Consider the following 23,231-nt stretch of genomic DNA (forward strand, 5'->3'; position numbering starts at 1 on the left):
CCTTCAGCCGCGCGCCGGCTCGACCCGGCCGGCGACCTCGCCGAGGGAGATCCGCGCGCCGCCGGTGCCCGGGGCGGTCGCGCTGATCACCACCTCGTCGCCGTCCTCGAGGAACGTGCGGGTCGAGCCGTCGGCGAGGGTCAGCGGCTCCCGGCCGCCCCAGGACAGCTCGATGAACGAGCCGCGCTGGTCGCGCTCGGGACCGGACACGGTGCCGGAGGCGAACAGGTCGCCGGTGCGCAGGCTGGCGCCGTTGACGGTCATGTGCGCCAGCTGCTGGGCCGGCGTCCAGTACATGAGGTCGAACGGCGGGCAGCTGACCAGCTCGCCGTTCAGGCGCACCTCGAGCCGGAGGTCCAGCCCCCACGGCTCGGTGCCGGCGTCGTCGAGGTAGTGCAGCAGCGGCACGTCGCGCTCGGGCGGGCGCACGCGGGCCGCCTCGAGCGCGGGCAGCGGCACCACCCACGGCGAGACCGAGGTGAGGAAGGACTTGCCGAGGAACGGGCCGAGCGGCACGTACTCCCAGGCCTGCAGGTCGCGGGCCGACCAGTCGTTGACCAGGCAGACGCCGAAGACGTGCTCGGCGAGGTCGCCGAGCGGCACCGGCGTGCCGAGGTCGGATCCCGTGCCGACGACGAAGCCGACCTCGGCCTCGATGTCCAGCCGCTGCGAGGGCCCGAAGGTGGGGGCGTCGTCGGTCGGCGCCTTGCGCTGGCCCGAGGGGCGGACGACGGGGGTGCCGGAGACGGCGACGGTGCCGGCGCGGCCGTGGTAGCCGATCGGCAGGTGCCGCCAGTTCGGCGTCAGCGGCTCGGAATCGGGCCGGAACATGCGGCCGAGGTTCTCGGCGTGGTGCCGGGAGCTGTAGAAGTCGACGTAGTCGGCCACCTCGACCGGCAGGTGCAGCGCCACCTCGTCGCGGGGGATCAGGTGCTCCTCGACCGCGCGCCGGTGCGAGGGCTGGGTGAGCCAGTCGGTCACCTGCTCGCGCTGCTCGCGCCAGGCCCGCGGCCCCAGCGCCAGGAAGGCGTTGAGCGAGCCGGTGAGGTGCACCGGGTCCTCGGTGAGCCCGCCGAGGTCGAGCACGGAGTCGCCGACCGCGATGCCGGTGCGCCGGACGCCGTCCCGGCAGGAGAAGACGCCGTAGGGCAGGTTGTCGAGACCGAAGCCGGTGCCGTCGGGGAGGTCCAGCCAGGTCACGCCGAGGGACCCCGGCCCGACCAGGTCCAGGCGTACTTCCCGTCGTCCACCGCCGTCCCGCCCTCGCCGAGCGCGAGCGGCCGGAAGGTGTCGACCATGACGGCGAGCTCGTCGAAGGCCTCCACGCCGAGCGCGCGCTCCACGGCACCCGGCTGCGGGCCGTGCGAGTGCCCGCCGGGGTGCAGGCTGATCGAGCCCTTGCCGATGCCCGAGCCCCTGCGGGCCTCGTAGTCGCCGTCGACGTAGAACATGACCTCGTCGGAATCGACGTTGGAGTGGTAGTACGGCACCGGCACCGCCAGCGGGTGGTAGTCCACCTTCCGCGGCACGAAGTTGCAGATGACGAAGTTCTGCCCCTCGAAGACCTGGTGCACCGGCGGCGGCTGGTGCACCCGGCCGGTGATCGGCTCGAAGTCGGCCACGTTGAACGCGTAGGGGTAGAGGCAGCCGTCCCAGCCGACGACGTCGAACGGGTGCTCCGGGACGACGTGCACGGTGCCGGCCAGCCCGCCGGGGCCGTCGCCGCGGTGCTTGACGTACACCTCGACATCCCCGGAGCTGTCGCCGCCCTCGACGGTCAGCGGCTCGGCGGGCGCCCGCAGGTCGCGCTCGCAGTACGGCGCGTGCTCGAGGAACTGCCCGTAGCGCGACAGGTAGCGCTTCGGCGGGGCGATGTGGCTGTTGGCCTCGATCGCGTAGGTGCGCAGGGGCTCGTCCCCGGCCGGGATCCACCGGTGCGTCGTCGCCCGCGGGAGGACCACGTAGTCGCCCTGCCCGACCTCCAGCGCGCCGAACACCGTCTCCACGGTGGCGCTGCCGCGCTCGACGTAGACGCACTCGTCGCCGGTGGCGTTGCGGTAGTAGGGGCTGGGCAGGCTGCTGACCGCGTAGGAGATGCGCACGTCGGCGTTGCCCAGCACGAGCCGCCGGCCGGTGACCGGGTCGACCGCCTTGTGCTCCTCGCCGGGGAACAGGTCGTGCAGCTTCAGGTGCCGCGGAATCAGCGGGCTGTTCGGCGTGGTCGCCTGGTCGGGCAGCTCCCACGGGCGGGCGTCGACCATCGCCGACGGGATGCCCCGGTGGTAGAGCAGCGAGGAGTCCGACGAGAAGCCTTCCTCGCCCATGAGCTCCTCGGAGTACAGGCCGCCGTCGGGACGGCGGAACTGGGTGTGCCGCTTCGGCGGGATCTCGCCCACCTGCCGGTAGAACGTCATCGGTGGATGCCTCCTGGTGCGGTCAGGCCGGGACGGGGACGTTGCGGGCGAGCAGCCGCGCCACCGCGGGGGCGACGTCGGCGGCGCGGGTGCAGACGGCGGCCACGTGGGCGTCGGGTCGTAGCACCCAGAGCTCGTCGGGGCGCGCGCCGAGCGCCTCGCGCAGCACGGGCGTCGGGTCGAGGTCGCCCATCCGGTGCACCGCGACCGGCGGCTCGGCGGGCAGGTCCGCGGGCGGCGCGGCGTCGTCCCCGACCAGGACGGTGACGCCCGCGCGGGCGAGCTGGCGCAGCCGGACGAGGTCCGGCCGGCCCGGCACGGTGACCGGGCAGTCGGGCACGAGCACGCCGGGTGCCGGGACGGGGACCTCGCCACGGGCGGGCCGGCCGGCGAACGGGCGGCGCGGGTCGGGGGTGGTCAGCGGCGAGCCGACGTACCAGAACGGCTCGGCCAGCCGGCCGGAGTCGACCTGCGCCCGGGCGGCGGGGTCGGTCGCGGCCCGCTCGAGGACGTCGAGCCGGTGGCGGGCCTCCTCGTCGCTGCCCGGCACGAGGAAGCGCATGGTCGCGCTGGTGACGTCGAGGTTCTCCAGCGCCGCGGCGTGCCGCTCGGCGTGGTAGCTCTCCAGCAGCTCGGCCGGGGCCCAGCCGCGGGCGACGAAGGCGATCTTCCAGGCGGCGTTCTCGGCGTCGAGCACCCCGGAGTTCAGGCCGCGCGCGCCGAACGGCGAGTACAGGTGCGCGGCGTCGCCGGCGACCAGCACGCGGCCCACCCGCATGCGGTCGACCACGCGGGAGGAGAAGCGGTAGACCGACTTCCACACCACCTCGTAGGGGCGGTCGCCGACGACCTGGCGGATCCGGCGGTCCAGGCCGCCGGAGGCCTGCTCGGCGGCGAGGTCGAAGTCCGGCGGCACCTGCCAGTCGATGCGGAACGTGGAGTCGGGGCAGGGGTGGACGAGCACCTGCCGGCCGGGGTTCCACTCCGGGTCGAACCAGAACCGCCGCTCGGTCTCCCAGCCCGGCAGGTCGGTGCGGATGTCGCAGATCAGGAAGCGGTCGCCGAACGTCCGGCCCTCGAACGCCAGGCCCAGCTCCGCCCGGACGACGTCGCCGCGCGGCCCGGTGCAGGCGACGGCGAACGAGCCGTGGACGGTCGCCCCGTTGGCGCACGTGACCGTGACGCCGGCGTCGTCCTGGGCGATCCCGGTGACCGCGTGCTCCCACCGGACCTCGATCCGCGGTTCGCCGGCGAGCCGCTCGTCGAGCAGCGCCTCCGTCTCGGACTGCGAGACGTTCACGAACGGCGGGAAGGGGGAGCGGCCGCGGTCGGTGAAGGTGAACGAGAACAGCTCGCGGTCGCGGTGGAAGGTGCGCGCGGTCGTCCAGGTGACGCCGCGGCGGGCGATCTCGCTCCCGACGCCCACGGCGTCCCAGACGTCGAGGACGTCGCGCTGCTGGCAGATCGCCTTGCTGCCGACCGGGTCCCGCCCGGGACGGCCGTCGAGGACGACGACGTCCAGGCCCCACCGGGCGAGCAGCAGCGCCGCGGTCTGCCCGACGGGCCCGCAGCCGAGGACGACGACCGGGGAGCTCATCCCTGCAGCTCGTCCCAGACCCGGCGGTCGCGCTCCGCCGTCCAGATGACCGGGCGCTCGACGCCGTCGAACTCGTCCCACAGCCGCTGCACGTCGAAGGGCAGGCAGTGCTCGAAGATCGGCCACGCGCCGTACTGCGGGGCCAGCGCGGCGTGCGCGGCGTCGAAGGCCTGCTTGAGCGTCCCGCCGGCACGGTGGACCTCGCCCACCGTGCGCTGCATGGTGAGCAGGAAGTCGCGGGTCTGCTCGATCGCGGCATCCACCTCGTCGCGGCCCCGGGCGATCCTGCCGCGACCACCGATCAACTGCTGGGCGCCCAGCGCCTTGACCCGGTCGAGGGTGCCGGCGGCCCAGTCGAAGTGAAACGCGTCGCCGGTGTAGAGCGCGGCCTGCGACTCGACCAGGTCGCCGGCGAAGCAGATCCCTTGCCTCGGCAGCCAGGCGACGATGTCGCCCTCGGTGTGCCCGCGGCCCAGGAACTCCAGGACCAGCTCGCCGCGGTCGCCGCCGAGCTCGATGGTCAGCCTGTCGCGGAAGGTCAGCGTCGGCCAGGTCAGGCCGGGGATCGACTCGGGCTCCTCGAACAGCCGCGGCATGCGGCCGTACTCGCTCTCCCAGTCCTGCTGGCCGCGCTCGGCGATGAGGTGCTTGGTCTGCTCGCTGCTGACGACCACCTCGGCGTCGAACGCGCTGGCGCCGAGGACGCGGACGGCGTGGTAGTGGCTGAGCACCAGGTAGCGGACCGGCTTGTCGGTGTGCTCGCGCAGCTTGGCCAGCCAGCGGCGGGCGGCGACGGGGGTGGCGAGGGCCTCGAAGCAGACGAGGAAGTCCTCGCCCTCGATCGCGCCGAGGTTGGGGTCACCCTCCGCGGTCAGCGCGTACACGCCGTCGGCGAGCACCTCGAGGGTCTGCGCCTTGACGCCGAGGTCGGCGGAGGAGGCGAACGGCTTGGCGACCATGGAGCGAGCCTAAGCAGTCCGTGACCGCGGCCACACCCCGTCCGCCGCCGTCCACCGGACGGGCAGCCGCTTGACCCCGCGCTGGAAGTTCGACCGCAGCAGCGCCGGCTCGCCGTCGAGCTCGAGCGTGCTCGTGCGCCGCAGCAGCGCGCCGAACAGCGCCCGCATCTGCGCCTTGGCCAGCTGCGCGCCGAGGCAGAAGTGCGGGCCGTGCCCGAAGGACAGGTGCGGGTTGGGCGCCCGGAGGACGTCGAAGCGGTCGGGGTCGGCGAACACGGCCTCGTCGCGGTTGGCGGAGGTGAAGGAGACGACCACCTTGTCGCCGGCGCCGATCCGCGTGCCGGCGAGCGCGACGTCGGCGGTGGCGGTGCGGCGGAACACCATGACCGGCGTCCACCAGCGCAGCATCTCGTCGACGGCGGAGGGCAGCAGCGAGGGGTCGGCGCGGACGGCGGCCAGCTGCCCGGGGTGCTGCAGCAGCGCGATCAGCCCGCCGGGCAGGCCGTTGCGCAGCGTCTCGTTCCCGGCGACGGCGAACAGCCAGAACATGTTCTCGAACTCGGCGTCGCTGACCCGGCCGCCGTCGTCGTCCCGCTCGGCCAGGAGGATCGACATGACGTCGTCCCCGGGGGAGCGGCGCTTCTGCTCGGCGAGCAGCCCCGCGTAGAGGTAGAGGTCGGGCATGCCGGCCCGGGTGCGCGGGTCGGGCATCCGCCCGTCGGCGTCGGGCCGTGGCCGGGCGGCGAGCGCCTCCCGCGCCATCGCCGTCCCGCCCGTGCCGTCGAACGCGGCCGACACGGCGTAGTCGGGGTCCTGCCAGCCGATGACCCGGTTGGACCAGTCGAACAGCAGCCAGCGGTCCTCGGCCGGCACGCCCAGGACGTCGGCGAGGGTGAGCAGCGGCAGGTCGGCGGCGACGTCCTTGGCGAAGTCGGTGACCCCCTCGGCGGCGCCGGCGACCATGCGGTCGACCAGCCCTTCCGCCGTCGCCTCGATCGAGGCGGTCAGCGCCGCGACCGCCCGCGGGGTGAACGAGCGGGACAGCAGCCGCCGCAGCCGGGAGTGCTCCGGCGGGTCCATGTTGAGCATCATCCGGCGCACCCAGGCCAGGTCGGCGGCGTCGCGGACCTGGGTCGCGCCCAGCCACGAGGAGAACGTGGCCGGGTCGCGCAGCACGCGCTCGACGTCGCCGTGCCGGAGCACCAGCCAGAACCCGGGACCGGCGGGCAGCCCGTGCAGCGCCGGCTCCCCGACCCAGGTCACGGGCGCCTCGGCGCGCAGCCGCCGGAGCAGCTCGAACGGCGGCCCCTCCTCGTAGGTCGCCGGGTCGACGAGCGGGGTCACGTCGGACATGTCGGCTCCTTCGACCTGCGCACCTGCGGCCCGGCCTCCTACGGTATGGCCACCGTGCCCGGCTGAGCCGGCGAGGAGGGCGTCATGGCCGTGTTCCGCATCCTCGAGGCGAGGGCCCGTCCGGGCGCCGTGGAGCGCGTGGCGGAGCTGCTGGTCCGCCAGAACGACGAGGTGGTGGCCGCCGCGCCGGGGGCCCTGTTCTCCCAGGCGCTGCGCAGCGGTGACCAGGTGATGGCGGTGTCCAGCTGGGCCACCGTCGAGGACATGCAGCGCTACCTCGACCGCGATGTGACGCGCGAGTTCTACCGCGCCCTGCCCGAGCTGCTGATGGGCACCCCGAGCATCCGGACCTACGAGGAGATCCGGACCGGTGCGGGGGGACGGCCGTGAGCTGGTACTACCCCAAGGGCTGGACCGACCAGGAGGCCGGCGTCGAGCAGGTGCTCATCCACTACGTGAACACGCCGCCGGGGCAGTGGCCGGACTGGTCGTGGGGCCACGAGTCCCGGGTGCTCGAGGACCGCGGCGGCTTCCCGCGCACGCGGCTCAAGGTGCTGCGGATGCCGCGCGAGGTGTGGGACATGGAGCACGGGTGGCACACGCCCGAGTACCGGTTCCACTACTACTTCGAGGTCTACCAGGACGGGCACCGCTGGACTACTGACCTGTTCACCGAGGACATCGTCTACCGCGACCTCGAGTACGTCGACGACCACGGCTGGACGACGAACATCTGCATCTACTGGTCGGTGGGGGACTGGTCGGCGCCGGTCTACAGCCCGATGGAGGACCCGCGGTTCCCGGCCGACTCGCCGTACCGCGCCACGAGGTACTACTCGTACTGGGACAAGGAACGGTTCCACCACGACAAGTTCCACATGCTGCAGTCACTGGAACGACCGCACCGCTGGCGCTCGCGCATGTACGGCCCGCGCGGCGCCACGCTCGTGCAGCAGTACCACGTCGGCCGGATGTACCCGCCCGAGGAGAAGGACGAGTTCTGGCTGGGCCCGGACGGGCGCTCGGCACCGGGCGGCGACAGCTGGTGGGTCCACCACCTCTAGGACGGGAGTTCCGTGACCGAACTGCGAGCGGCCGCCACCGAGGCGCGCCGTGCCGAGTCCGAGCAGCTGTTCGGCCTGCGCAAGACCTGGTTCGACCCGGCCCCGGGCATCGAGATGGTGCAGCTGCACTTCGCCTGGACCCGCCCGGGGGAGGAGCCGGACTGGGAGGAGGCCGACTCCCGCGTCATGACGCCGAGCGAGACCGCGCCCCGCCTGCGCATGGCGGTCATCGAGGCGCCGCGACAGCTCGACGGCAGCCGCGAGTACCTGCTGCACCACTTCTTCTTCGTCGTCCGCGGGACCGACTGGGTGAGCTCGCCGGTGTTCACCGAGGAGATCGTCGCCCGCGAGGTCAGCCACGTGGACGACGACGGCCGGTGGACCCACGTCGGCATCGCCTGGGGCGTCTCCCCGGGCGACCCGGCGCTCGCCGCCCCGAACTACACCGCGGCCGCCATGGACGGCCTGCCGTTCGAGGACCCGGGCGCCGGCGCGCCGGCCGAGCCGGCGCCGATCCACGAGTTCATGCAGGCCCAGCCGCTGCCGCACGTCTTCCGCGGCCTGGTGTGGGGGCCGCGCGGCGCGGAGGTGCGCTACGTCGTCCACCTCGTCCGGACCGGGCACCCGGACGGCGAGGACGAGGAGGTGTGGGCGGACGACGGCGGCCGGGGGTGGCGCCTGACGCTGTGACCGCCGGCCTCCCGCTGAGCTGGGACACGCCGGCGGGGGAGCGGACGCCCGCCGGCCGGGTCCGCTACCGCGGCCCGCTGGCCGGCGCCGACCGCCCGCTGCACCTGCACCTCGGCTTCGACGGTGCCGGGCCGCCGTTCGTCGCCGTCCCCCTGGAGCGGGACGACGACGGCACGTGGACGGGGGAGGTGCCCGGCACCGACGGGCACCTGCTGCTCGACGGCGCCGTCGCCACCGACGACGGCGAGTGGGACAACAACGGCACCGCGGACTACCGGCTCTGGCTGGGGCTCGACCCGGTCGACTCCCACGTGCACGCCCGGGTGCGGGGGCTGGAGCCGATGGGCTTCGACAGCCTGCGGGTGGCGCTGGCCTCCGGCGGGATGACGCACGGGCTGGTGTCCTGGCAGGACAACGCGTTCGTCGACGAGGTGGCCGAGGGCGTGCCCTGGCTGACCCGGCTGGTCTGGGTCGGGCCGAAGGGGCCGGACGTCGACGAGGTCCGGCGGCGGCTGGCCGACGGCGCCGCCGGGCTGAAGTTCCACCCCAGCTACGACGAGTACCCGGCCGACTCGCCCCTGCTGGACCCGTTCCTGCGGGTCGCCGCCGAGGCGGGCGTGCCGGCGACGGTGCACACCGCGCCCGGCCCGTCGGACCCCGACCTCGTGCGCCGGCTCGCCGAGCGGCACCCCGACGTGCCGTTCGTGCTGTACCACACCTTCCTCGGCTTCCCGGAAGGCCGGCGGCGCGCGGCCCGGCACGCGCAGCAGCTGCCGAACCTGCACCTGGAGACGTCGTGGTGCCGGTCGGCCGAGGTCGAGCTGCTGATCGACGAGGTCGGCCCGGACCGCGTGCTGTTCGGCTCCGACGCCGCCGTCGACGGGCCCGCCCACTACGTGCGCACGCCGCCGAACGTCGAGCTGACCGAGACCTACAACGGCGGCCTGCTGCGCCTGGCCCGGCGGCTGCCGGCGGAGACGCTGCGGGCGCTGCTGGAGGGCAACACCCGCCGGCTGTTCGGCCTGCCGGCGCGGTGGCCCCCGGAGCCCGGCGTCCGGGAGCTGTTCTCCCGCGCCATGGCGACGGCGCAGCGGGTGGTCGAGGGGGTGTCGCCCGACCAGCTCCGCCGGCCCACCCCGTGCGCCGACTGGGACGTGGAGGCCTTGCTGCGGCACCTCGTCGCGACCGTCCAGAAGGCCGGGCGGGTGGCCGGGAGCCGACGGCGGTCCCGCCCCGGTGCCGGGTGGGCTGCCTCGTTCGCCGCCGCCGCGCGGGCGGCCGAGGAGGCGTGGGCCGACGACGAGGTGGCCGAGGGCGACCTGGAGGTGGCGTGGGGGCTGCTGCCGGCGCCCGCGGTCCTCTCGGGGTTCGTGCTCGAGCTGGTGGTGCACGCGCACGACCTGGCCGTGGCCACCGGGCGCGTCTCCGTGCTCGACGACGGGCTCGCGGTCCCCGCGCTGCACATCGCCGAGCGGCTCGTCCCGGCGTCGCTGCGGGGTCGCGGCGCCGCGTTCGCCGCCCCGGTTCCGGTGCCCGCCGGCGCCGACGACTGGACCCGCCTCGCCGCCTTCCTGGGGCGGACACCGTAGGGGGCTCGGTGTCCGCCGGCGGACTACGTTGACGCTCTCGTGCGCACGGATGCGGTGATCCGGGCGCGGGATGCCGCACGCGTGCGCATCAGCGCGGTGCTCAGCCCGGCTGCAGCGTTTGCGCGACCTCCCAGACGTGACCGGCGGGATCGGCGAACGCGGCGGTCCGCTGCCCCCACGTGCGGTCCTGCGGACCGTTGAGCAGCTCGACGCCCCGGTCGGCGAGCTCGCCGCACACGGCGTCGACATCCGGCACCCAGATGGTGAACTGGACTCGCGACCCGGCGTCCGACGGCGCCACCCGCGCCGGCTCGATCAGCTCCGGAGCCGCTTGGACACGGAGCAGGTTGAGGATCGTGCTCCCGAAGCGGAACGCGGTGGAGTTCTCGTCCTCGACGACCGGCTCGAGGCCGAAGACGTCCCGGTAGAAGTCCGCCGTCCGCGGCAGGTCCTCGACGAACAGGGTGACGGCCCCGAGGCCGGTGAACGACGGGCTCACGTGGGGAACCTCCGGTCTACTGGTGCGGTGATCGTCGCAGTGGAGGACCGGTGTCCCGACCAGAACTGATCGATGAGAAGACCGCCCTGCTCGCCGCCCTCCGGTCGCAGCGCGAACACGTCCTGGGCATCCTCGACGGTCTCTCCGACGAGGAGCTGCGGCGTCCGGTGCTGCCGTCGGGCTGGTCCTGCCTGGGCCTGGTCAAGCACCTCGCCGTCGACGTGGAGCGCTTCTGGTTCCGGGCCGTCCTCGCCGGCGAGCAGGTGGAACTCGATTCGGGGGACGGCGGATGGCGCGTGCCCCACGGCATGACCGGCGACGAGGTCCTCGCCCTGTACCGCGACGAGGCCGCGCGTGCCGACGCGGTGATCGGTGATCGCGCGCTCGACGCGGAACCGGCCTGGTGGCCCACCGAGCTCTTCCCCGGCCTGCCCGTGCGCGACGTCCGGCAGACGGTCCTCGCCGTCATCGTCGAGACCGCCACCCACGCCGGCCACCTGGACGCCGTTCGAGAGCTGATCGACGGCCGCACCTGGCTGGTGCTGACCGAGTGATCGGAACAAGCGACGGCCCGGGCGCCGCCGGCTGCGGGGTCAGGCGTCGAAGTCGACGGTGACGGCGTCGGAGAGCGGGAGCGTCTGGCAGGTGAGCACGTAGCCGGCCTCGACCTCGTTGGGCTCGAGGGCGTAGTTGCGGCGCATCTCGACCTCGCCGTCGGTGACCTTCGCCCGGCAGGTGCCGCACACGCCGCCCTTGCAGGCGAACGGCAGGTCGGAGCGCACCCGCTGCGCCGAGTCGAGCACCGGCTCGTCCTTGGGCAGCGCCAGGGTGGTGGTCCGGCCGTCGAGGACGACGGTCACCTGGCTGCTGGGGCCCTCGACGGTCTGGTCGTCGCCGCGGACCGGCTGCGGCGGGACGTCGTCGACGTAGAAGAGCTCCTGGTGCACCTTGTCCCGGGCGACGCCGAGCTCACCGAGCAGCGCGCGGGCGTCCTCGACCATCCCGTGCGGACCGCACAGCCACCAGTGGTCGACGTGCTCGACGTCGACGAACGCGTCGACCAGCGTGCGCAGCCGCTCGCCGTCGAGCCGGCCGCTGGTCAGCTCGGCGTCGCGCGGCTCGCGCGAGAGCACGTGCACCAGCTGCAGGCGGGTGCCGTAGCGGTCCTTCAGGTCGGCCAGCTCGTCGGCGAACATGACCGTGTTGGTGCGCCGGTTGCCGTAGAAGACGGTGACCGTCGACTCCCCGTCGCGCAGCACCGAGCCGGCCAGGCTGATCGCCGGCGTGATGCCCGAGCCGGCGACGACGAACACGTGGTGCCCGGGCACCGACAGGTCCGCGGTGAACGTCCCCGACGGCGGCAGCACCTCGATCTCGTCGCCCGGCCGCACCTCGTGCACCAGGTAGGCGGAGAAGAAGCCGCCCGGCACCTCGCGGACCCCGACCCGCGGCGGCGCGCCCACCGGCGCGCAGATCGAGTAGGAGCGCCGCTCGTCGCGGTCGCCGACCACCCGGCGCAGGGTGAGCGCCTGCCCGGGCTTGAACGCGTAGTCGTCGGCCAGCTCGTCGGGGACGTCGAAGGTCACCGCGACCGCGTCGTCGGTGAGCTGCTCGATCTTCGCGACCTTGAGCGGGCGGAACTGGGGACGGCGTCGCGTCGGCGCGCTCACTCAGATCTCCTTGACGTGCTCGAACGGCTCGCCGCACGCGCGGCAGCGGCGCAGTGCCTTGCAGGCGGTGGCGCTGAACTCGCTCTGCTCCACCGTGTCGGCCGAGCCGCACTGCGGGCAGGCGGCGGTGCGCCGGGTGGGGCCCAGCTGCAGCGGGATCGGCCCGGCGGGGCGCACCGGCGCCGTCCCGGGCGGGGCGATGCCGGCCGCGGCGAGCTTGCGGCGGCCCGCGGCGCTGATCCAGTCCGTCGTCCAGGCGGGGGAGAGGACGGTGCGGACGTCGACGTCGGCGAACCCGGCCTCGTGCAGCGCGAGGACGAGGTCGGCGCGCATGACGCCCATCGCCGGGCAGCCGGTGTAGGTCGGGGTGATCTCGACGACGACGGTGCCGTCCTCGACGCGGACGTCGCGCAGCACCCCGAGGTCGGCCAGCGTGAGCATGGGCAGCTCGGGGTCGGTCACCGTCCCGGCGACCGCGCGGGGGTCGGTCAGCACGGCGGTCACCACGTCGCCGCCGGGTGCTCGCGGGCCAGGCCCTGGAGGGTGGCGAGCAGCTCGGTGAGCTCCTCGCCGTGCTGCCCGGCCCGCCCACGCGGCGGCGCGCCGGCCGGCCACTCCGGCACCGTGAGGGTGGCGCGCTCAAGCACCGTCGTCAGCACCTCGCGCACCTCGTCCCGGACGTCGGCCGGGTCCACGGCGACCCCGGCCGCGGTCAGCCGCTGCTCTACGTCGGTCGCGGTGAACACGTCGGCCAGCAGCGGCCAGACCGCCTCGGCGCCGGCCTGGGCGCGGCGGTGCGACTCCTCGGTGCCGTCGCCCAGCCGCAGCACCCAGCGCGCGGCGTGGTCGCGGTGGTAGGCCAGCTCGTTGACGCCCTTGGCGGCGATCGCCGCGAGGACCGGGTCGCGGGACTCCCGCAGCCGGGCGAACACCGCCAGCCGCACCGAGGCGGCCACCAGCAGGCGGACCATCGTCTGCGCGAAGTCGCCGTTCGGGGCCTCGACCAGGCCGGTGCTGCGGAACTCGTCGGGGTCGCGGAAGTAGGCGAGGGCGTCCTCGTTGGGGATCGAGTCGGTGGCCAGCTGCCGGGAGCGGCCGAGGACGCCGGCCGAGCCGGCGCGGGCCAGCAGCAGCCGCGCCTGGCCGAGCAGGTCGAGGGCGGTGTTGCCGATCGCGACCTCCTCCTCGAGCTCCGGCGCGTTGGTGATCCACTGCGTCAGCCGCTGGGCGAGCACGAGGGCGTCGTCGCCGAGCATCAGGCAGTAGACGCCGAGGTCGGCGGGGTCGACGCCGTCGGGCACCGTGGTGTCGACGCCGGCCAGCGGGTCGTCGAAGCCGGTGCCGAACGCCCAGTGCCCCGCGTCGTCGTGCGCGTTGCTCAGCGCGTCGTAGACGGTCTCTTCGTGCACGGGAGCTCCTACCGGAGTGGATCCGCGCAGGTGACCCGCACGGATCCACTCCGCTTCACATGTGGGGGACGTTCTCGGGGATCTCGTAGAACGTGGGGTGGCGGTAGACCTTGTCGCCGCTCGGGGCGAACATCGGGTCCTTCTCGTCGGGGCTGGACGCGGTGATGTCGGCGGCCTTGACCACCCAGATGCTCACGCCCTCGTTGCGCCGCGTGTACAGGTCGCGCGCGGCGTGCACGGCCATCTCGTCGTCCGGGGCGTGCAGCGACCCCACGTGCACGTGGTTGAGCCCCCGCTTGCCGCGCACGAACACCTCGTACAGCGGCCAGTCGCGCCGGCTGACGGTCGGCTTCGGCTCGACCGGGACGTCGGCCGACGTGGGGACGGCGCCGTGCCCGCCCTCGCTGGTCATCTCGCTCACGCGGCCGACCCCTCGTGCTTCGCCGCGTAGGCGGCGGCCGCCTCGACGACCCAGGCGTTCTCGTCGCGGGCGGCGCGGCGCCGGGCGATCCGCTCGGCGTTGCGCGGGCCGTGGCCGGACACGACCTGCTTGAACTCGTCCCAGTCGATCGTGCCGAACCGGTAGTGGCCGGTCTCGGGGTCGTAGGAGAGCTCCGGGTCGGGCAGGGTCACGCCGAGCACCTCGGCCTGCGGGACCGACATGTCGACGTAGCGCTGGCGCAGCTCGTCGTTGCTGTGCCGCTTGATGCCCCACGCCATCGACTGCGCGCTGTTCGGGCTGTCGTCGTCGGGCGGGCCGAACATCATCAGCGACGGCCACCACCACCGGTCGACGGCGTCCTGCACCATCGCCCGCTGCTCGGGGGTGCCGCGCATCATCGTCATCAGCAGCTCGAAGCCCTGCCGCTGGTGGAACGACTCCTCCTTGCAGATGCGGATCATCGCCCGGGCGTAGGGCCCGTAGGAGGAGCGGCACAGCGGCACCTGGTTGCAGATCGCGGCGCCGTCGACGAACCAGCCGATGACGCCGACGTCGGCGTAGGTCAGCGTGGGGTAGTTGAAGATCGAGCTGTACTTCTGCTTGCCCTCGATCAGCTTGTCGGTGAGGTCGGCCCGGTCGGCGCCGAGGGTCTCGGCGGCTGAGTACAGGTACATGCCGTGCCCGGCCTCGTCCTGCACCTTGGCCAGCAGGATCGCCTTGCGCCGCAGGCTCGGGGCGGCGAGCAGCCAGTCGCCCTCGGGCTGCATGCCGATGATCTCCGAGTGCGCGTGCTGCGCGATCTGCCGGATCAGCGTCTTCCGGTAGCCCTCGGGCATCCAGTCGCGCGGCTCGATCCGGTGGTCGGCGGCGATCGTCGCGTCGAACTGCTGCTGCAGCGTGGTCTCGTCGGGCCGTTCCAGGGTGGGCGCGGACATCCTCGTCCCCTCGGGATCCGTCATTTACTGACCGGATGGTCGGTAATGAGTGTGCCCCATCCCGCCGCGGCGCACAAGCGGGCCGAGCCAGGACTTGACAGCACCCGCCCGGGGAGAGTTGGTTACCTGACCATCTGGTCGGTATTTGGGGGGCGGTGCGCCCTGCCGGCCGCCGGCGACGACGCTGTGAGAACCACGGAGGCCCCCGCCATGACCGCCACCACGAGCGAGACGAGCCGGCACCTGGGCAGCGCGCCCGAGCCGGGGCTGCTGGACGACGTGGAGCGGCTCGGCGTCGACGAGCTGCGCGCCCTCCAGCTCGAGCGCCTCCGGTGGACGCTGCGCCACGCCTACGACAACGTGCCGCACTACCGCCGCGCCTTCGACGCCGCCGGCGTGCACCCCGACGACTGCCGCGAGCTGGCCGATCTCGCGAAGTTCCCGACCACCAGCAAGGCCGACCTGCGCGACAACTACCCCTTCGGCATGTTCGCCGTCCCCCAGGACCAGGTGCGCCGGGTGCACGCGTCGTCCGGCACCACCGGCAAGCCCACCGTGGTCGGCTACACCGAGAAGGACGTCGACACCTGGGCGACGGTGATGGCGCGGTCGATCCGGGCGGCCGGCGGCCGGCCGGGCGACAAGCTCCACAACGCCTACGGGTACGGCCTGTTCACCGGCGGCCTCGGCGCGCACTACGGCGCGGAGAAGCTCGGCTGCACCGTGATCCCGGTGTCGGGCGGCATGACCCCGCGCCAGGTCCAGCTCATCCGCGACTTCGAGCCCCGGGTGATCATGGTGACGCCGTCGTACATGCTCACCGTCCTCGACGAGTTCGAGAAGCAGGGCATGGACCCGCGGGCGAGCTCGCTGGAGATCGGCATCTTCGGCGCCGAGCCGTGGACCGAGCAGATGCGCCGCGAGATGGAGGAGCGCGCCGGCATCCACGCCGTGGACATCTACGGGCTGTCGGAGGTCATGGGCCCCGGCGTCGCCCAGGAGTGCGTCGAGACCAAGGACGGCCTGCACGTCTGGGAGGACCACTTCTACCCGGAGGTCATCGACCCGGCGACCGGCGAGGTGCTGCCCGAGGGCGAGCAGGGCGAGCTGGTCTTCACCTCCCTGACCAAGGAGGCCATGCCGGTCATCCGCTACCGCACCCGTGACCTCACCCGGCTGCTGCCGGGCACGGCCCGCCCGGGCATGCGGCGGATGGAGAAGATCACCGGCCGCACCGACGACATGATCATCCTGCGCGGCGTGAACCTCTTCCCGACCCAGATCGAGGAGATCGTGCTGCGCACCCCGGGCCTGTCCCCGCACTTCGCCCTCGAGCTGGTCACCCGCGGCCGGATGGACCACCTGATCTGCCGGATCGAGGCCCGGCCCGACTGCCCGGCCGAGCGCCGGGAGGCCGCCGCGGCCGAGGTGGCCAAGGGCGTCAAGGACACCGTCGGCACCAGCATCGAGGTGCTCGTCGTCGACCCGGAGACGCTCGCCCGGTCGGTGGGGAAGCTGCAGCGGCTGGCCGACCACCGGGACCGCGCGTGACGGCCACCGAGAACGCCGCGCCGGCCCGGCGCGGGCGGCCCGGGCACTCGCTGGAGTCGTTGCTCGACGTCGCCGTCGCCGTCTTCAACGAGCGCGGCTACGACGCCACGAGCATGGAGGAGCTCGCCGCCCGGCTCGGGGTCACCAAGTCGGCGATCTACCACCACGTGCCTAGCAAGGTGGAGCTGCTGCGGCTGGCGCTCGACCGGGCGCTGGACGGGCTGTTCGCCGTCACCGAGCAGCCCGGCGCCACCACCGGGCCGGCGATCGGCCGGCTGGAGCACGTCGTCCGCGGCTCGGTGCGCGTGCTGGTCGACGAGCTGCCGTTCGTCACCCTGCTGCTGCGGGTGCGCGGCAACTCCGAGGTCGAGCAGGCCGCGCTGGCCCGCCGCCGCGAGTTCGACCGCATCGTCACCGACCTGGTCCGCGCCGCCGAGGACGAGGGCGACGTGCGGCCCGACGTCGACCCCGCCGTCACCAGCCGGCTGCTGTTCGGCACCGTCAACTCCCTGACCGAGTGGTACCGGCCCGAGCGCGGTCTGGACGCCGCCGCGCTCGCCGACGCCGTCGTCGCCACCACCTTCGACGGCCTGCGCAAGCACTGAGGAGGCCCCCGTGACCGCACCCCTGCTCGAGAGCTACACCGCCGGCCGCTGGTACGCCGCGCCCGACGACGGCACCCCGATCGCCGACGCCGTGACCGGCGAGACCGTCGCCCGGATCAGCAGCACCGGGCTCGACGTCGCCGCGATGCTCGACCACGCCCGCACCGTGGGCGGGCCGGCGCTGCGGGAGCTGACCTTCCACCAGCGGGCCGGCCTGCTCAAGCAGCTGGGCCTGCGGCTGCTGGCCGACAAGGACGCCTTCTACGCGCTGTCCCGCCGCACCGGCGCCACCGACCGCGACAGCGCGGTCGACGTCGACGGCGGGTTCGGCACCGTGCTGTCCTACGCGTCGAAGGGACGCCGGGAGCTGCCCGACGACACCGTCGTCCTCGACGGCGCGGTCGAGCCGCTGAGCAAGGTCGGCACCTTCGTGGGCCAGCACCTGTACACCCCGCTGCGCGGCGTCGCGGTGCAGATCAACGCGTTCAACTTCCCGGTCTGGGGCTTCCTGGAGAAGTTCGCGCCCGCCTTCCTCGCCGGCGTCTCGACGATCGTCAAGCCGGCCAGCCAGACCGCCTACCTCACCGAGGCCGTCGTCCGGGCGGTCGTCGACTCCGGCCTGCTGCCCGAGGGCTCGCTGCAGCTGCTGGCCGGCAGCCCGGCCGGGCTGCTCGACGGCCTGGCCGGCCAGGACCTCGTGTTCTTCACCGGCTCGGCCGCCACCGCCCGCAAGCTGCGCAGCCACCCCGCCGTGGTGGCGAGCAGCGTGCGGTTCAACGCCGAGGCCGACTCGCTCAACTGCGCCGTCCTCGGGCCCGACGCGACCCCGGGCACCCCCGAGTTCGAGCTGTTCGTGAAGCAGCTGGTCACCGAGATGACCGTCAAGGCCGGCCAGAAGTGCACCGCGATCCGCCGGGCGTTCGTGCCCCGGGACCTCGTGGACGACGTCGTCGAGGCGACCCGCGAGAAGCTCGCGAAGGTGGTCGTCGGCGCGCCCGGTGCCGAGGGCGTCACCATGGGCGCGCTCGCGAGCCTCGACCAGCGCGAGGAGGTGCTGCGCTCGCTCAAGGCGCTGCGCGGTGTCGCCGAGCTGGTCGCCGGCGACCCCGGGTCCTTCGAGGTGGTCGGCGCCGACCGCGACCGCGGCGCCTTCCTCCCGCCGCTGCTGCTGCGCTGCGACGACCCGGCCGCCGCCGAGCCGCACGACGTCGAGGCGTTCGGCCCGGTGAGCACGGTGCTGCCCTACGACGGCGTGGCGCAGGCCGTCGAGCTCGCCGCCCGCGGCCAGGGCAGCCTGGTCGGCTCGGTGGTCACCCACGACCGGGAGTTCGCGCGGGAGTTCGTGCTGGGCGCCGCGCACGCGCACGGCCGGATCCTCGTGCTCGACCGCGACGACGCCAGCGAAAACACCGGCCACGGCTCGCCGCTGCCGGTGCTCGTGCACGGCGGCCCGGGCCGCGCCGGCGGCGGCGAGGAGCTCGGCGGCATCCGCGGCGTGCTGCACCACATGCAGCGCACCGCCGTGCAGGCCTCGCCCGACCAGCTCACCGCGATCAGCGGCCGCTGGGTCACGGGGGCGGAACGCACCGACGACGGCGTGCACCCGTTCCGCAAGTCGCTGGCCGAGCTGCGCATCGGCGACTCGGTCACCGCCGGCCCGCGCGTGGTCACGCTGGAGGATGTCGAGCACTTCGCCGAGTTCACCGGCGACACCTTCTACGCCCACATGGACGAGGAGGCCGCCGCGGCCAACCCGCTGTTCGGCGGACGGGTGGCGCACGGCTACCTGATCGTCTCGTGGGCGGCCGGGCTGTTCGTCGACCCCGCACCGGGGCCCGTGCTGGCCAACTACGGCGTGGACAACCTGCGGTTCCTCACGCCGGTCAAGCCGGGGGAGGAGCTCACGGTCACCCTCACCGCCAAGCAGATCAGCCCGCGCGGCGGCGCCGACCACGGCGAGGTCCGTTGGGACGCCGTCGTCGTCAACGGCGAGGGCAAGCCGGTCGCGACGTACGACGTCCTCACCATGGTCGCCAAGACCTGGCCGCCGTCGGTCAGCTGAGCGCCGCCTGGACGAAGGCCCAGACGTGCTTGCGCCGGCCCTCGGCCCACCAGCCGTGGGTGGCGCTCAGCCGGGCGACCAGGTAGAGGCCCAGGCCGCCGTGCGCGGGATCCCGGCCGACCGCCGGGGTGGGGGTGCGGTCGGTCGCGGCGTCGGTGACGTCGACGAGCCAGCCGTCGTCGTCCTGGCTCACCACGACCCGGACCGGGGGCCGGCCGTGGCGCAGCCCGTTCGAGGCCAGCTCCTCGAAGGTCAGCAGCAACCGGTCGACGTCGACCCCCGCGGATCCGGTCGGCACCGGGCGGCGGAGCACCTCCCGGTGCAGCCGCCCACGGGCGAGCGTCAGGTCGGCGGGCGCCGTCACGTCGCAGGCGAAGAGCTCGGTGCGCAGGCGCGGGGGCCGCGCCCGCCGCCACAGCGGCGCGTTCACGAGCCCGTCGCCGGGTCGTCCGGGACGCCGTCCGGCACCCGGTTCGGTCCCGCCTCGGCCGGCCGGGGCCGGTCCTGCCGGTGCAGCCGGACGGCGACCAGCGCGACGTCGTCGTCGGGACGGCCGTGCACGAGCCGGTCGAGGACGGCGTCGCAGAGCTCGTCGAGCGACAGGTGCGCGAGCTCGGTCAGCGCGGAGCGCAGCTGGGCGAGCCCGGTGTCCAGGTCGGCGTCGCGCCGCTCGACCAGGCCGTCGGTGTAGAGCAGCACGGTCGCGTCGCGGTCGAGGCTGACGACCGACTCGGTGCGCGCGACGTCGGGGTCGACGCCGAGCAGCCGCTCGGCCGGCAGCGTGGCGAGCGCGGTGACCTCGCCGCCCGGGGTAACGGCGAACGGCGGCGGGTGCCCGGCGTTGGCCCACCGCATGCGGGTCACGCCGCGGGCCAGCTCGTCGGGCGTCTGCTCGAAGCGGGCGACGGCGGCGGTGGCGAGGGTCCGCACCTGGAGCAGGGACATGGAGCTGTCCAGCTTGCTCAGCAGCTCCGCGGGCCCGGCCTCGCTGCTGGTGGCGATCCCGCGCAGCAGGCTGCGCAGCTGGCCCATGGTGGCCGCGGCGGCGGTGTCGTGCCCCGCGACGTCGCCGATGACCACCATCGTCGCGCCGTCGGACTGCAGGAAGGCGTCGTACCAGTCGCCGCCGACCGCGGCCGCCTCCGACGCGGGCAGGTAGCGGACGACGATCTCGGCGTGGTCCGGCTCCGGCGGCGCGGTGAGCATCGACCGCTGCAGCTGCAGCGCCAGCTGCTGCTGCTGGCCGTAGAGCCGGGCGTTGTCCAGTGCCAGCCCGGTGCGGTCGGCGACGTCCTGGGCGGTGGCCAGGTCCCCGTCGGCCGGCCGCCGACCCTTGTCGTAGAGGAGGGTGAGCAGGCCCAGGGTGCGGCCCCGGCCGCGCAGCGGCAGCGCGACAGCCGAGGTCGGTGCCAGCTGCGTCAGCAGCTCCCTGGCCTCGCCCGCCGGGGTCAGCCCGAGGGCCTCCTCGCCGGTCACGTCGATGACCTCGCCGGTCTCGAACGACCGGACGACGGCGGCGATGGTGGGCAGGGCCTCCAGCCGGGCGCGGCCGTAGCGGGCCAGCAGCGGGCGCGCGTGCGGGTCGCGGTGCCAGCTGCCGACGTCGCGCGGGTGGCCGTGCCCGTCGAGGACGCTGACGATGCACCCGTCGGCCAGCGTGGGGACGGCCAGCCGGGGGATCCGGCGGGTGGCCACGTCGGCGGTCAGCGAGGCCGCGAGCTCGCTGCTGACCTGCGCCAGCAGCGACAGCCGGGCGTTGGCCCGCTGGGCGTCCACCTCGGCGCGGCGGCGTTCGGTGACCTCGAGGAAGTAGACGGACAGGCCCTCCGGGCTGGGCCAGGCGCGGAGCTCGTACCAGCCGTCCAGCGGGGGCGGGTAGTAGGCGTCGAAGTTGACCGGTTGCTGCGAGGCCGCCGCCCGGCGGTAGCTGTCCTCGAAGACCGAGCCCCGCGCCGCGGGGAACGCCTCCCAGATGACCGAGCCGAGCAGCTCGTCCCGGCCGCGGGCGAGCAGCCGTTCGGCCTCGGCGTTGACGTAGGTGAACCGCCACCCGGCGTCCAGCGAGTAGAAGCCGGCGGGCATCGCCTCGAGCACGCGGGCCACCCGCAGGTCGCTGCCGCGCTGCGCGGTCACGTCCGATGCGACACCGAGCAGCCGGGTCGCCGTCCCGTGCGGATCGCACAGCGCCCGGCCGCGCGCGGACACCCAGCGGACCCCGCCGTCCGGGCGGACCACCCGGTAGGCCGCGTCGAAGTCCCCGCACGTCTCGATCGCCACCTGCAGGGCGCTCGACACGGTGGGCAGGTCGTCCGGGTGCAACCGGGCGTTGAAGCCCCCGATCGTGCGGTCGAACTCCTCGTCGGCCCCGTAGCCGAACATCTGCAGCAGCCGGTCGTCCCAGTCGAGCTCGCCGGAGACCAGGTCCCAGTCGAAGGTGCCGATGCGGGCGGCGTGCAGGGCGAGCTCGCCGCGGAGCCTGGCCGCGAGGTCGTCGAGGTGGAACTCGTCGCCGGGGTCGTCCGGCCCGACGTCCGCCGTCTCTTCTCCCGATCGCGCGCCGCTGCTCTCGTCCACTCCAGCCCTTCTGCACCCGCCGGACGACCCGACGGCCCCTGAGTATCCAGGGTCCGCGGTGGTCACTCCCGCCGCGCGGGACTCACAGCATGCGGGCCAGGTGCCGGTTGCGCCGGACGACGGTGTGCCTGAGCACCAGCCCGACGTGGGCGGCGATCGCGGCCAGCAGCGCGACCTGGCCGGCGACGTGCACCGGCAGCCAGCCGGTGCCGGCGGCCACGAGCAGCAGCCCGGTGGCCGGGACGACGACGAGGAGCAGCAGCAGCGCCTTCTCGAGCCGGCCCTCCAGCCGCCGCTCGCCCGGGCTGAGGTGCTCGGCCCACGGCGGCAGCGGGGTGGTGCGCCGCCAGAGCAGCCGGACCAGCGCCAGGACGACCACCAGCAGGCCGAGCGCGACGTGCAGCTCGGCGAGGGTGAACCCGTCGTCGAACGCGTCGCCCCGGACGACGTCGGTGAGGACGGCGGCCGCCTCGTCGTCCTCGCGGGCGTCGAAGGCGTCCTCGACCCGCTCGCTCTCGGCCTCGGCCGCCTCCTCGGCGGCCTCGCCCTGCTCCTCGGCCGCCTCCTCCCGAGCGTCGGCCTCGGCGTCGAGCCGGTCGTCCTCGCGGTCGAGGCCCTCGTCGAGGTCCATCGCCCAGCCGACGGCGAACTGACCGGCGAGGGCGGCGACGGTGAGCCAGTGCAGCGCCTTGCTGACCAGGCCGTAGCCGTGCGGGCCGTTGCGCAGGCGCAGCCGGCGCGGCCAGGTCCCCGTGGTCGTCACGCCGGTCACGGTAGGGCGGAGGACCGGGGGTCGCCCGCCCGTTCACCTGCTCGTGCGTAACCCCCGCCCGGCTCGGCCGTTGGTCAGCGCACACCGCCCACGGCCTCCATCGGAGGAGCCCGTGCGATCCCGCCTCGCCTCCTGCCTGCTCGCCGCCGCCGCCGTCGTGGGCGCGGTCGCCACCGCCCCGGCCGCAGCGGCCGGGGACGACCCCCTCCGCTACGTCGCGCTCGGCGACTCGTACAGCGCGGCCTCCGGCGTGCTGCCGCCGGATCCGACCGCGGCGCCGCAGTGCCTGCGCTCCACGCGCAACTACCCGCACGTGATCGCCGCGGCGACCGGCGCGCAGCTGACCGACGTGACCTGCGGCGGCGCCGACACCGGCGACTTCACCGCGGCGCAGCACCCGGGCGTGGCCCCGCAGCTGGCCGCGGTCCTCCCCGACGCCGAGCTGGTCACCATGACGATCGGCGGCAACGACAGCGGGGTCTTCATCACCTCGATCGTGCAGTGCGGGCTGGCCGGCGCCTCGACGCTCGGCCGGGGGAGCCCGTGCCGGGACCGCTACGGCTCCTCCTTCGAGGACACCGTGCGCACCACGACCTACCCGGCGCTGGTCGAGGCGCTCACCGCCGTCCGGGCCGCCGCGCCCGACGCCGAGGTGGCGATCCTCGGCTACCCGTGGATCCTCCCCGAGACCGGCGGCTGCTTCGACCGCATGCCGGTGGCCGAGGGCGACGTCCCCTACCTGCGCAGCCTGCAGGCGACGCTCGACGACGCGGTCCGGCGGGCGGCCGCGGCGACCGGCGTGACGTACGTGGACATGGACCAGGTCTCCGAGGGCCACGACGCCTGCGCGCCGCTGGGCGTCCGCTGGATCGAGCCGGTGCTGCACGGCACCAACGCGGTGATCGTGCACCCGAACGCGCTCGGCGAACGGGCCATGGCCGCGCAGGCGATGGCGGTGCTCGGCCGGGCCTGAGCGGGCGCCGCGCCGTCTTGATCGGGCGGCCCGCTGGTGGCTGGATGGCCTCGGAGCACCTCGGCGTGCTCGG

At 74.3% G+C, this 23,231-nt stretch carries 23 protein-coding genes; 9 read left to right on the forward strand and 14 right to left on the reverse strand.

Annotation, left to right across the window (positions count from 1 at the left end):
• Nucleotides 1-3: 3 nt before the first annotated feature.
• The 5 genes from fahA to ACI797_RS11940 are packed head-to-tail and all read right to left on the reverse strand — an operon-like array spanning nt 4 to nt 6,323.
• Entirely contained in the window at nt 4-1,200 is a 1,197-nt protein-coding gene (fahA, locus tag ACI797_RS11920) for a fumarylacetoacetase (RefSeq protein WP_456858823.1), read from the reverse strand.
• Nucleotides 1,197-2,414: a cupin domain-containing protein gene (locus tag ACI797_RS11925; protein WP_456858825.1), complete on the reverse strand. Its 1,218-nt coding sequence runs from the start codon at nt 2,412-2,414 to the stop codon at nt 1,197-1,199. Before ACI797_RS11925 ends, fahA begins: the two co-directional genes overlap by 4 nt.
• 22 nt (nt 2,415-2,436) lie before the next feature.
• Nucleotides 2,437-4,011: an FAD-dependent monooxygenase gene (locus ACI797_RS11930; RefSeq protein ID WP_456858827.1), complete on the reverse strand. Its 1,575-nt coding sequence runs from the start codon at nt 4,009-4,011 to the stop codon at nt 2,437-2,439.
• Nucleotides 4,008-4,970 carry an MBL fold metallo-hydrolase gene (locus ACI797_RS11935; protein WP_456858828.1) on the reverse strand — a complete coding sequence of 321 codons (963 nt, stop codon included), beginning with the start codon at nt 4,968-4,970 and terminating at the stop codon, nt 4,008-4,010. The genes ACI797_RS11930 and ACI797_RS11935 overlap by 4 nt, the downstream gene beginning before the upstream one ends.
• 9 nt (nt 4,971-4,979) lie before the next feature.
• Entirely contained in the window at nt 4,980-6,323 is a 1,344-nt protein-coding gene (locus tag ACI797_RS11940) for a cytochrome P450 (RefSeq protein ID WP_456858829.1), read from the reverse strand.
• 84 nt (nt 6,324-6,407) lie between these two features.
• Between ACI797_RS11940 and ACI797_RS11945 the strand changes: the two genes are divergently transcribed.
• Genes ACI797_RS11945 through ACI797_RS11960 form a run of 4 tightly spaced genes read left to right on the forward strand, consistent with a single transcriptional unit; the run spans nt 6,408 to nt 9,666 of the window.
• On the forward strand, nt 6,408-6,713 hold the full coding sequence (locus tag ACI797_RS11945; protein WP_456858830.1) for an antibiotic biosynthesis monooxygenase: 306 nt from the start codon (nt 6,408-6,410) through the stop codon (nt 6,711-6,713).
• A complete protein-coding gene (locus tag ACI797_RS11950; protein WP_456858831.1) occupies nt 6,710-7,387 on the forward strand; it encodes a hypothetical protein in 678 nt (225 codons plus the stop codon). Before ACI797_RS11945 ends, ACI797_RS11950 begins: the two co-directional genes overlap by 4 nt.
• 12 nt (nt 7,388-7,399) lie before the next feature.
• Nucleotides 7,400-8,077, forward strand: coding sequence for a hypothetical protein (locus tag ACI797_RS11955; RefSeq protein WP_456858832.1), 678 nt, complete (start codon nt 7,400-7,402; stop codon nt 8,075-8,077).
• Nucleotides 8,074-9,666 carry a TIGR03086 family metal-binding protein gene (locus tag ACI797_RS11960; protein WP_456858834.1) on the forward strand — a complete coding sequence of 531 codons (1,593 nt, stop codon included), beginning with the start codon at nt 8,074-8,076 and terminating at the stop codon, nt 9,664-9,666. Before ACI797_RS11955 ends, ACI797_RS11960 begins: the two co-directional genes overlap by 4 nt.
• Nucleotides 9,667-9,766: 100 nt before the next feature.
• On the opposite strand, the gene ACI797_RS11965 is transcribed toward ACI797_RS11960, so the two are convergent.
• Nucleotides 9,767-10,165, reverse strand: a complete 399-nt coding sequence (locus ACI797_RS11965) for a VOC family protein (RefSeq protein ID WP_456858835.1) — start codon at nt 10,163-10,165, stop codon at nt 9,767-9,769.
• Nucleotides 10,166-10,215: 50 nt separating this feature from the next.
• On the opposite strand from ACI797_RS11965, the gene ACI797_RS11970 reads away from it, so the two are divergent.
• Nucleotides 10,216-10,719 carry a DinB family protein gene (locus ACI797_RS11970; RefSeq protein WP_456858836.1) on the forward strand — a complete coding sequence of 168 codons (504 nt, stop codon included), beginning with the start codon at nt 10,216-10,218 and terminating at the stop codon, nt 10,717-10,719.
• A 39-nt stretch (nt 10,720-10,758) separates the two neighbouring features.
• Here the strand turns inward: ACI797_RS11970 and paaE are convergent, their stop codons facing one another.
• From paaE to paaA, 5 genes are read right to left on the reverse strand one after another with little or no spacing between them, the layout of a single operon-like run.
• On the reverse strand, nt 10,759-11,835 hold the full coding sequence (paaE, locus tag ACI797_RS11975) for a 1,2-phenylacetyl-CoA epoxidase subunit PaaE (protein WP_456858837.1): 1,077 nt from the start codon (nt 11,833-11,835) through the stop codon (nt 10,759-10,761).
• Nucleotides 11,836-12,330, reverse strand: coding sequence for a 1,2-phenylacetyl-CoA epoxidase subunit PaaD (gene paaD, locus ACI797_RS11980; protein WP_456858838.1), 495 nt, complete (start codon nt 12,328-12,330; stop codon nt 11,836-11,838). It lies immediately after the preceding gene.
• 5 nt (nt 12,331-12,335) lie between these two features.
• Nucleotides 12,336-13,244, reverse strand: a complete 909-nt coding sequence (paaC, locus tag ACI797_RS11985) for a 1,2-phenylacetyl-CoA epoxidase subunit PaaC (protein ID WP_456858839.1) — start codon at nt 13,242-13,244, stop codon at nt 12,336-12,338.
• A gap of 55 nt (nt 13,245-13,299) precedes the next feature.
• Nucleotides 13,300-13,656: a 1,2-phenylacetyl-CoA epoxidase subunit PaaB gene (gene paaB, locus ACI797_RS11990; protein ID WP_456538942.1), complete on the reverse strand. Its 357-nt coding sequence runs from the start codon at nt 13,654-13,656 to the stop codon at nt 13,300-13,302.
• 5 nt (nt 13,657-13,661) lie between these two features.
• The gene (gene paaA, locus ACI797_RS11995; RefSeq protein ID WP_456858840.1) at nt 13,662-14,621 is read right to left on the reverse strand and encodes a 1,2-phenylacetyl-CoA epoxidase subunit PaaA; all 960 of its coding nucleotides are present in this window, start codon (nt 14,619-14,621) and stop codon (nt 13,662-13,664) included.
• A 210-nt stretch (nt 14,622-14,831) separates the two neighbouring features.
• On the opposite strand from paaA, the gene paaK reads away from it, so the two are divergent.
• Genes paaK through paaZ form a run of 3 tightly spaced genes read left to right on the forward strand, consistent with a single transcriptional unit; the run spans nt 14,832 to nt 18,839 of the window.
• Nucleotides 14,832-16,172 (forward strand): phenylacetate--CoA ligase PaaK, encoded by a 1,341-nt coding sequence (gene paaK, locus ACI797_RS12000; RefSeq protein WP_456858841.1) that lies wholly within the window; start codon nt 14,832-14,834, stop codon nt 16,170-16,172.
• Nucleotides 16,169-16,777 (forward strand): TetR/AcrR family transcriptional regulator, encoded by a 609-nt coding sequence (locus ACI797_RS12005; RefSeq protein ID WP_456858842.1) that lies wholly within the window; start codon nt 16,169-16,171, stop codon nt 16,775-16,777. The genes paaK and ACI797_RS12005 overlap by 4 nt, the downstream gene beginning before the upstream one ends.
• A gap of 10 nt (nt 16,778-16,787) precedes the next feature.
• Complete coding sequence (gene paaZ / locus ACI797_RS12010) at nt 16,788-18,839, forward strand: phenylacetic acid degradation bifunctional protein PaaZ (protein ID WP_456858843.1); 2,052 nt, start codon at nt 16,788-16,790, stop codon at nt 18,837-18,839.
• Here the strand turns inward: paaZ and ACI797_RS12015 are convergent.
• The 3 genes from ACI797_RS12015 to ACI797_RS12025 form a co-directional block, all read right to left on the reverse strand.
• Nucleotides 18,832-19,269 carry an ATP-binding protein gene (locus ACI797_RS12015; protein WP_456858845.1) on the reverse strand — a complete coding sequence of 146 codons (438 nt, stop codon included), beginning with the start codon at nt 19,267-19,269 and terminating at the stop codon, nt 18,832-18,834. The genes paaZ and ACI797_RS12015 overlap by 8 nt on opposite strands.
• Nucleotides 19,266-21,413, reverse strand: coding sequence for a SpoIIE family protein phosphatase (locus ACI797_RS12020; RefSeq protein WP_456858846.1), 2,148 nt, complete (start codon nt 21,411-21,413; stop codon nt 19,266-19,268). Before ACI797_RS12020 ends, ACI797_RS12015 begins: the two co-directional genes overlap by 4 nt.
• A gap of 82 nt (nt 21,414-21,495) precedes the next feature.
• A complete protein-coding gene (locus ACI797_RS12025) occupies nt 21,496-22,176 on the reverse strand; it encodes a cytochrome b/b6 domain-containing protein (protein WP_456858847.1) in 681 nt (226 codons plus the stop codon).
• Between the two features lie 121 nt (nt 22,177-22,297).
• On the opposite strand from ACI797_RS12025, the gene ACI797_RS12030 reads away from it, so the two are divergent.
• Complete coding sequence (locus ACI797_RS12030) at nt 22,298-23,158, forward strand: SGNH/GDSL hydrolase family protein (protein ID WP_456858848.1); 861 nt, start codon at nt 22,298-22,300, stop codon at nt 23,156-23,158.
• Nucleotides 23,159-23,231 lie beyond the last annotated feature (73 nt).

It is taken from the genome of Geodermatophilus sp. SYSU D00691, assembly GCF_054050275.1.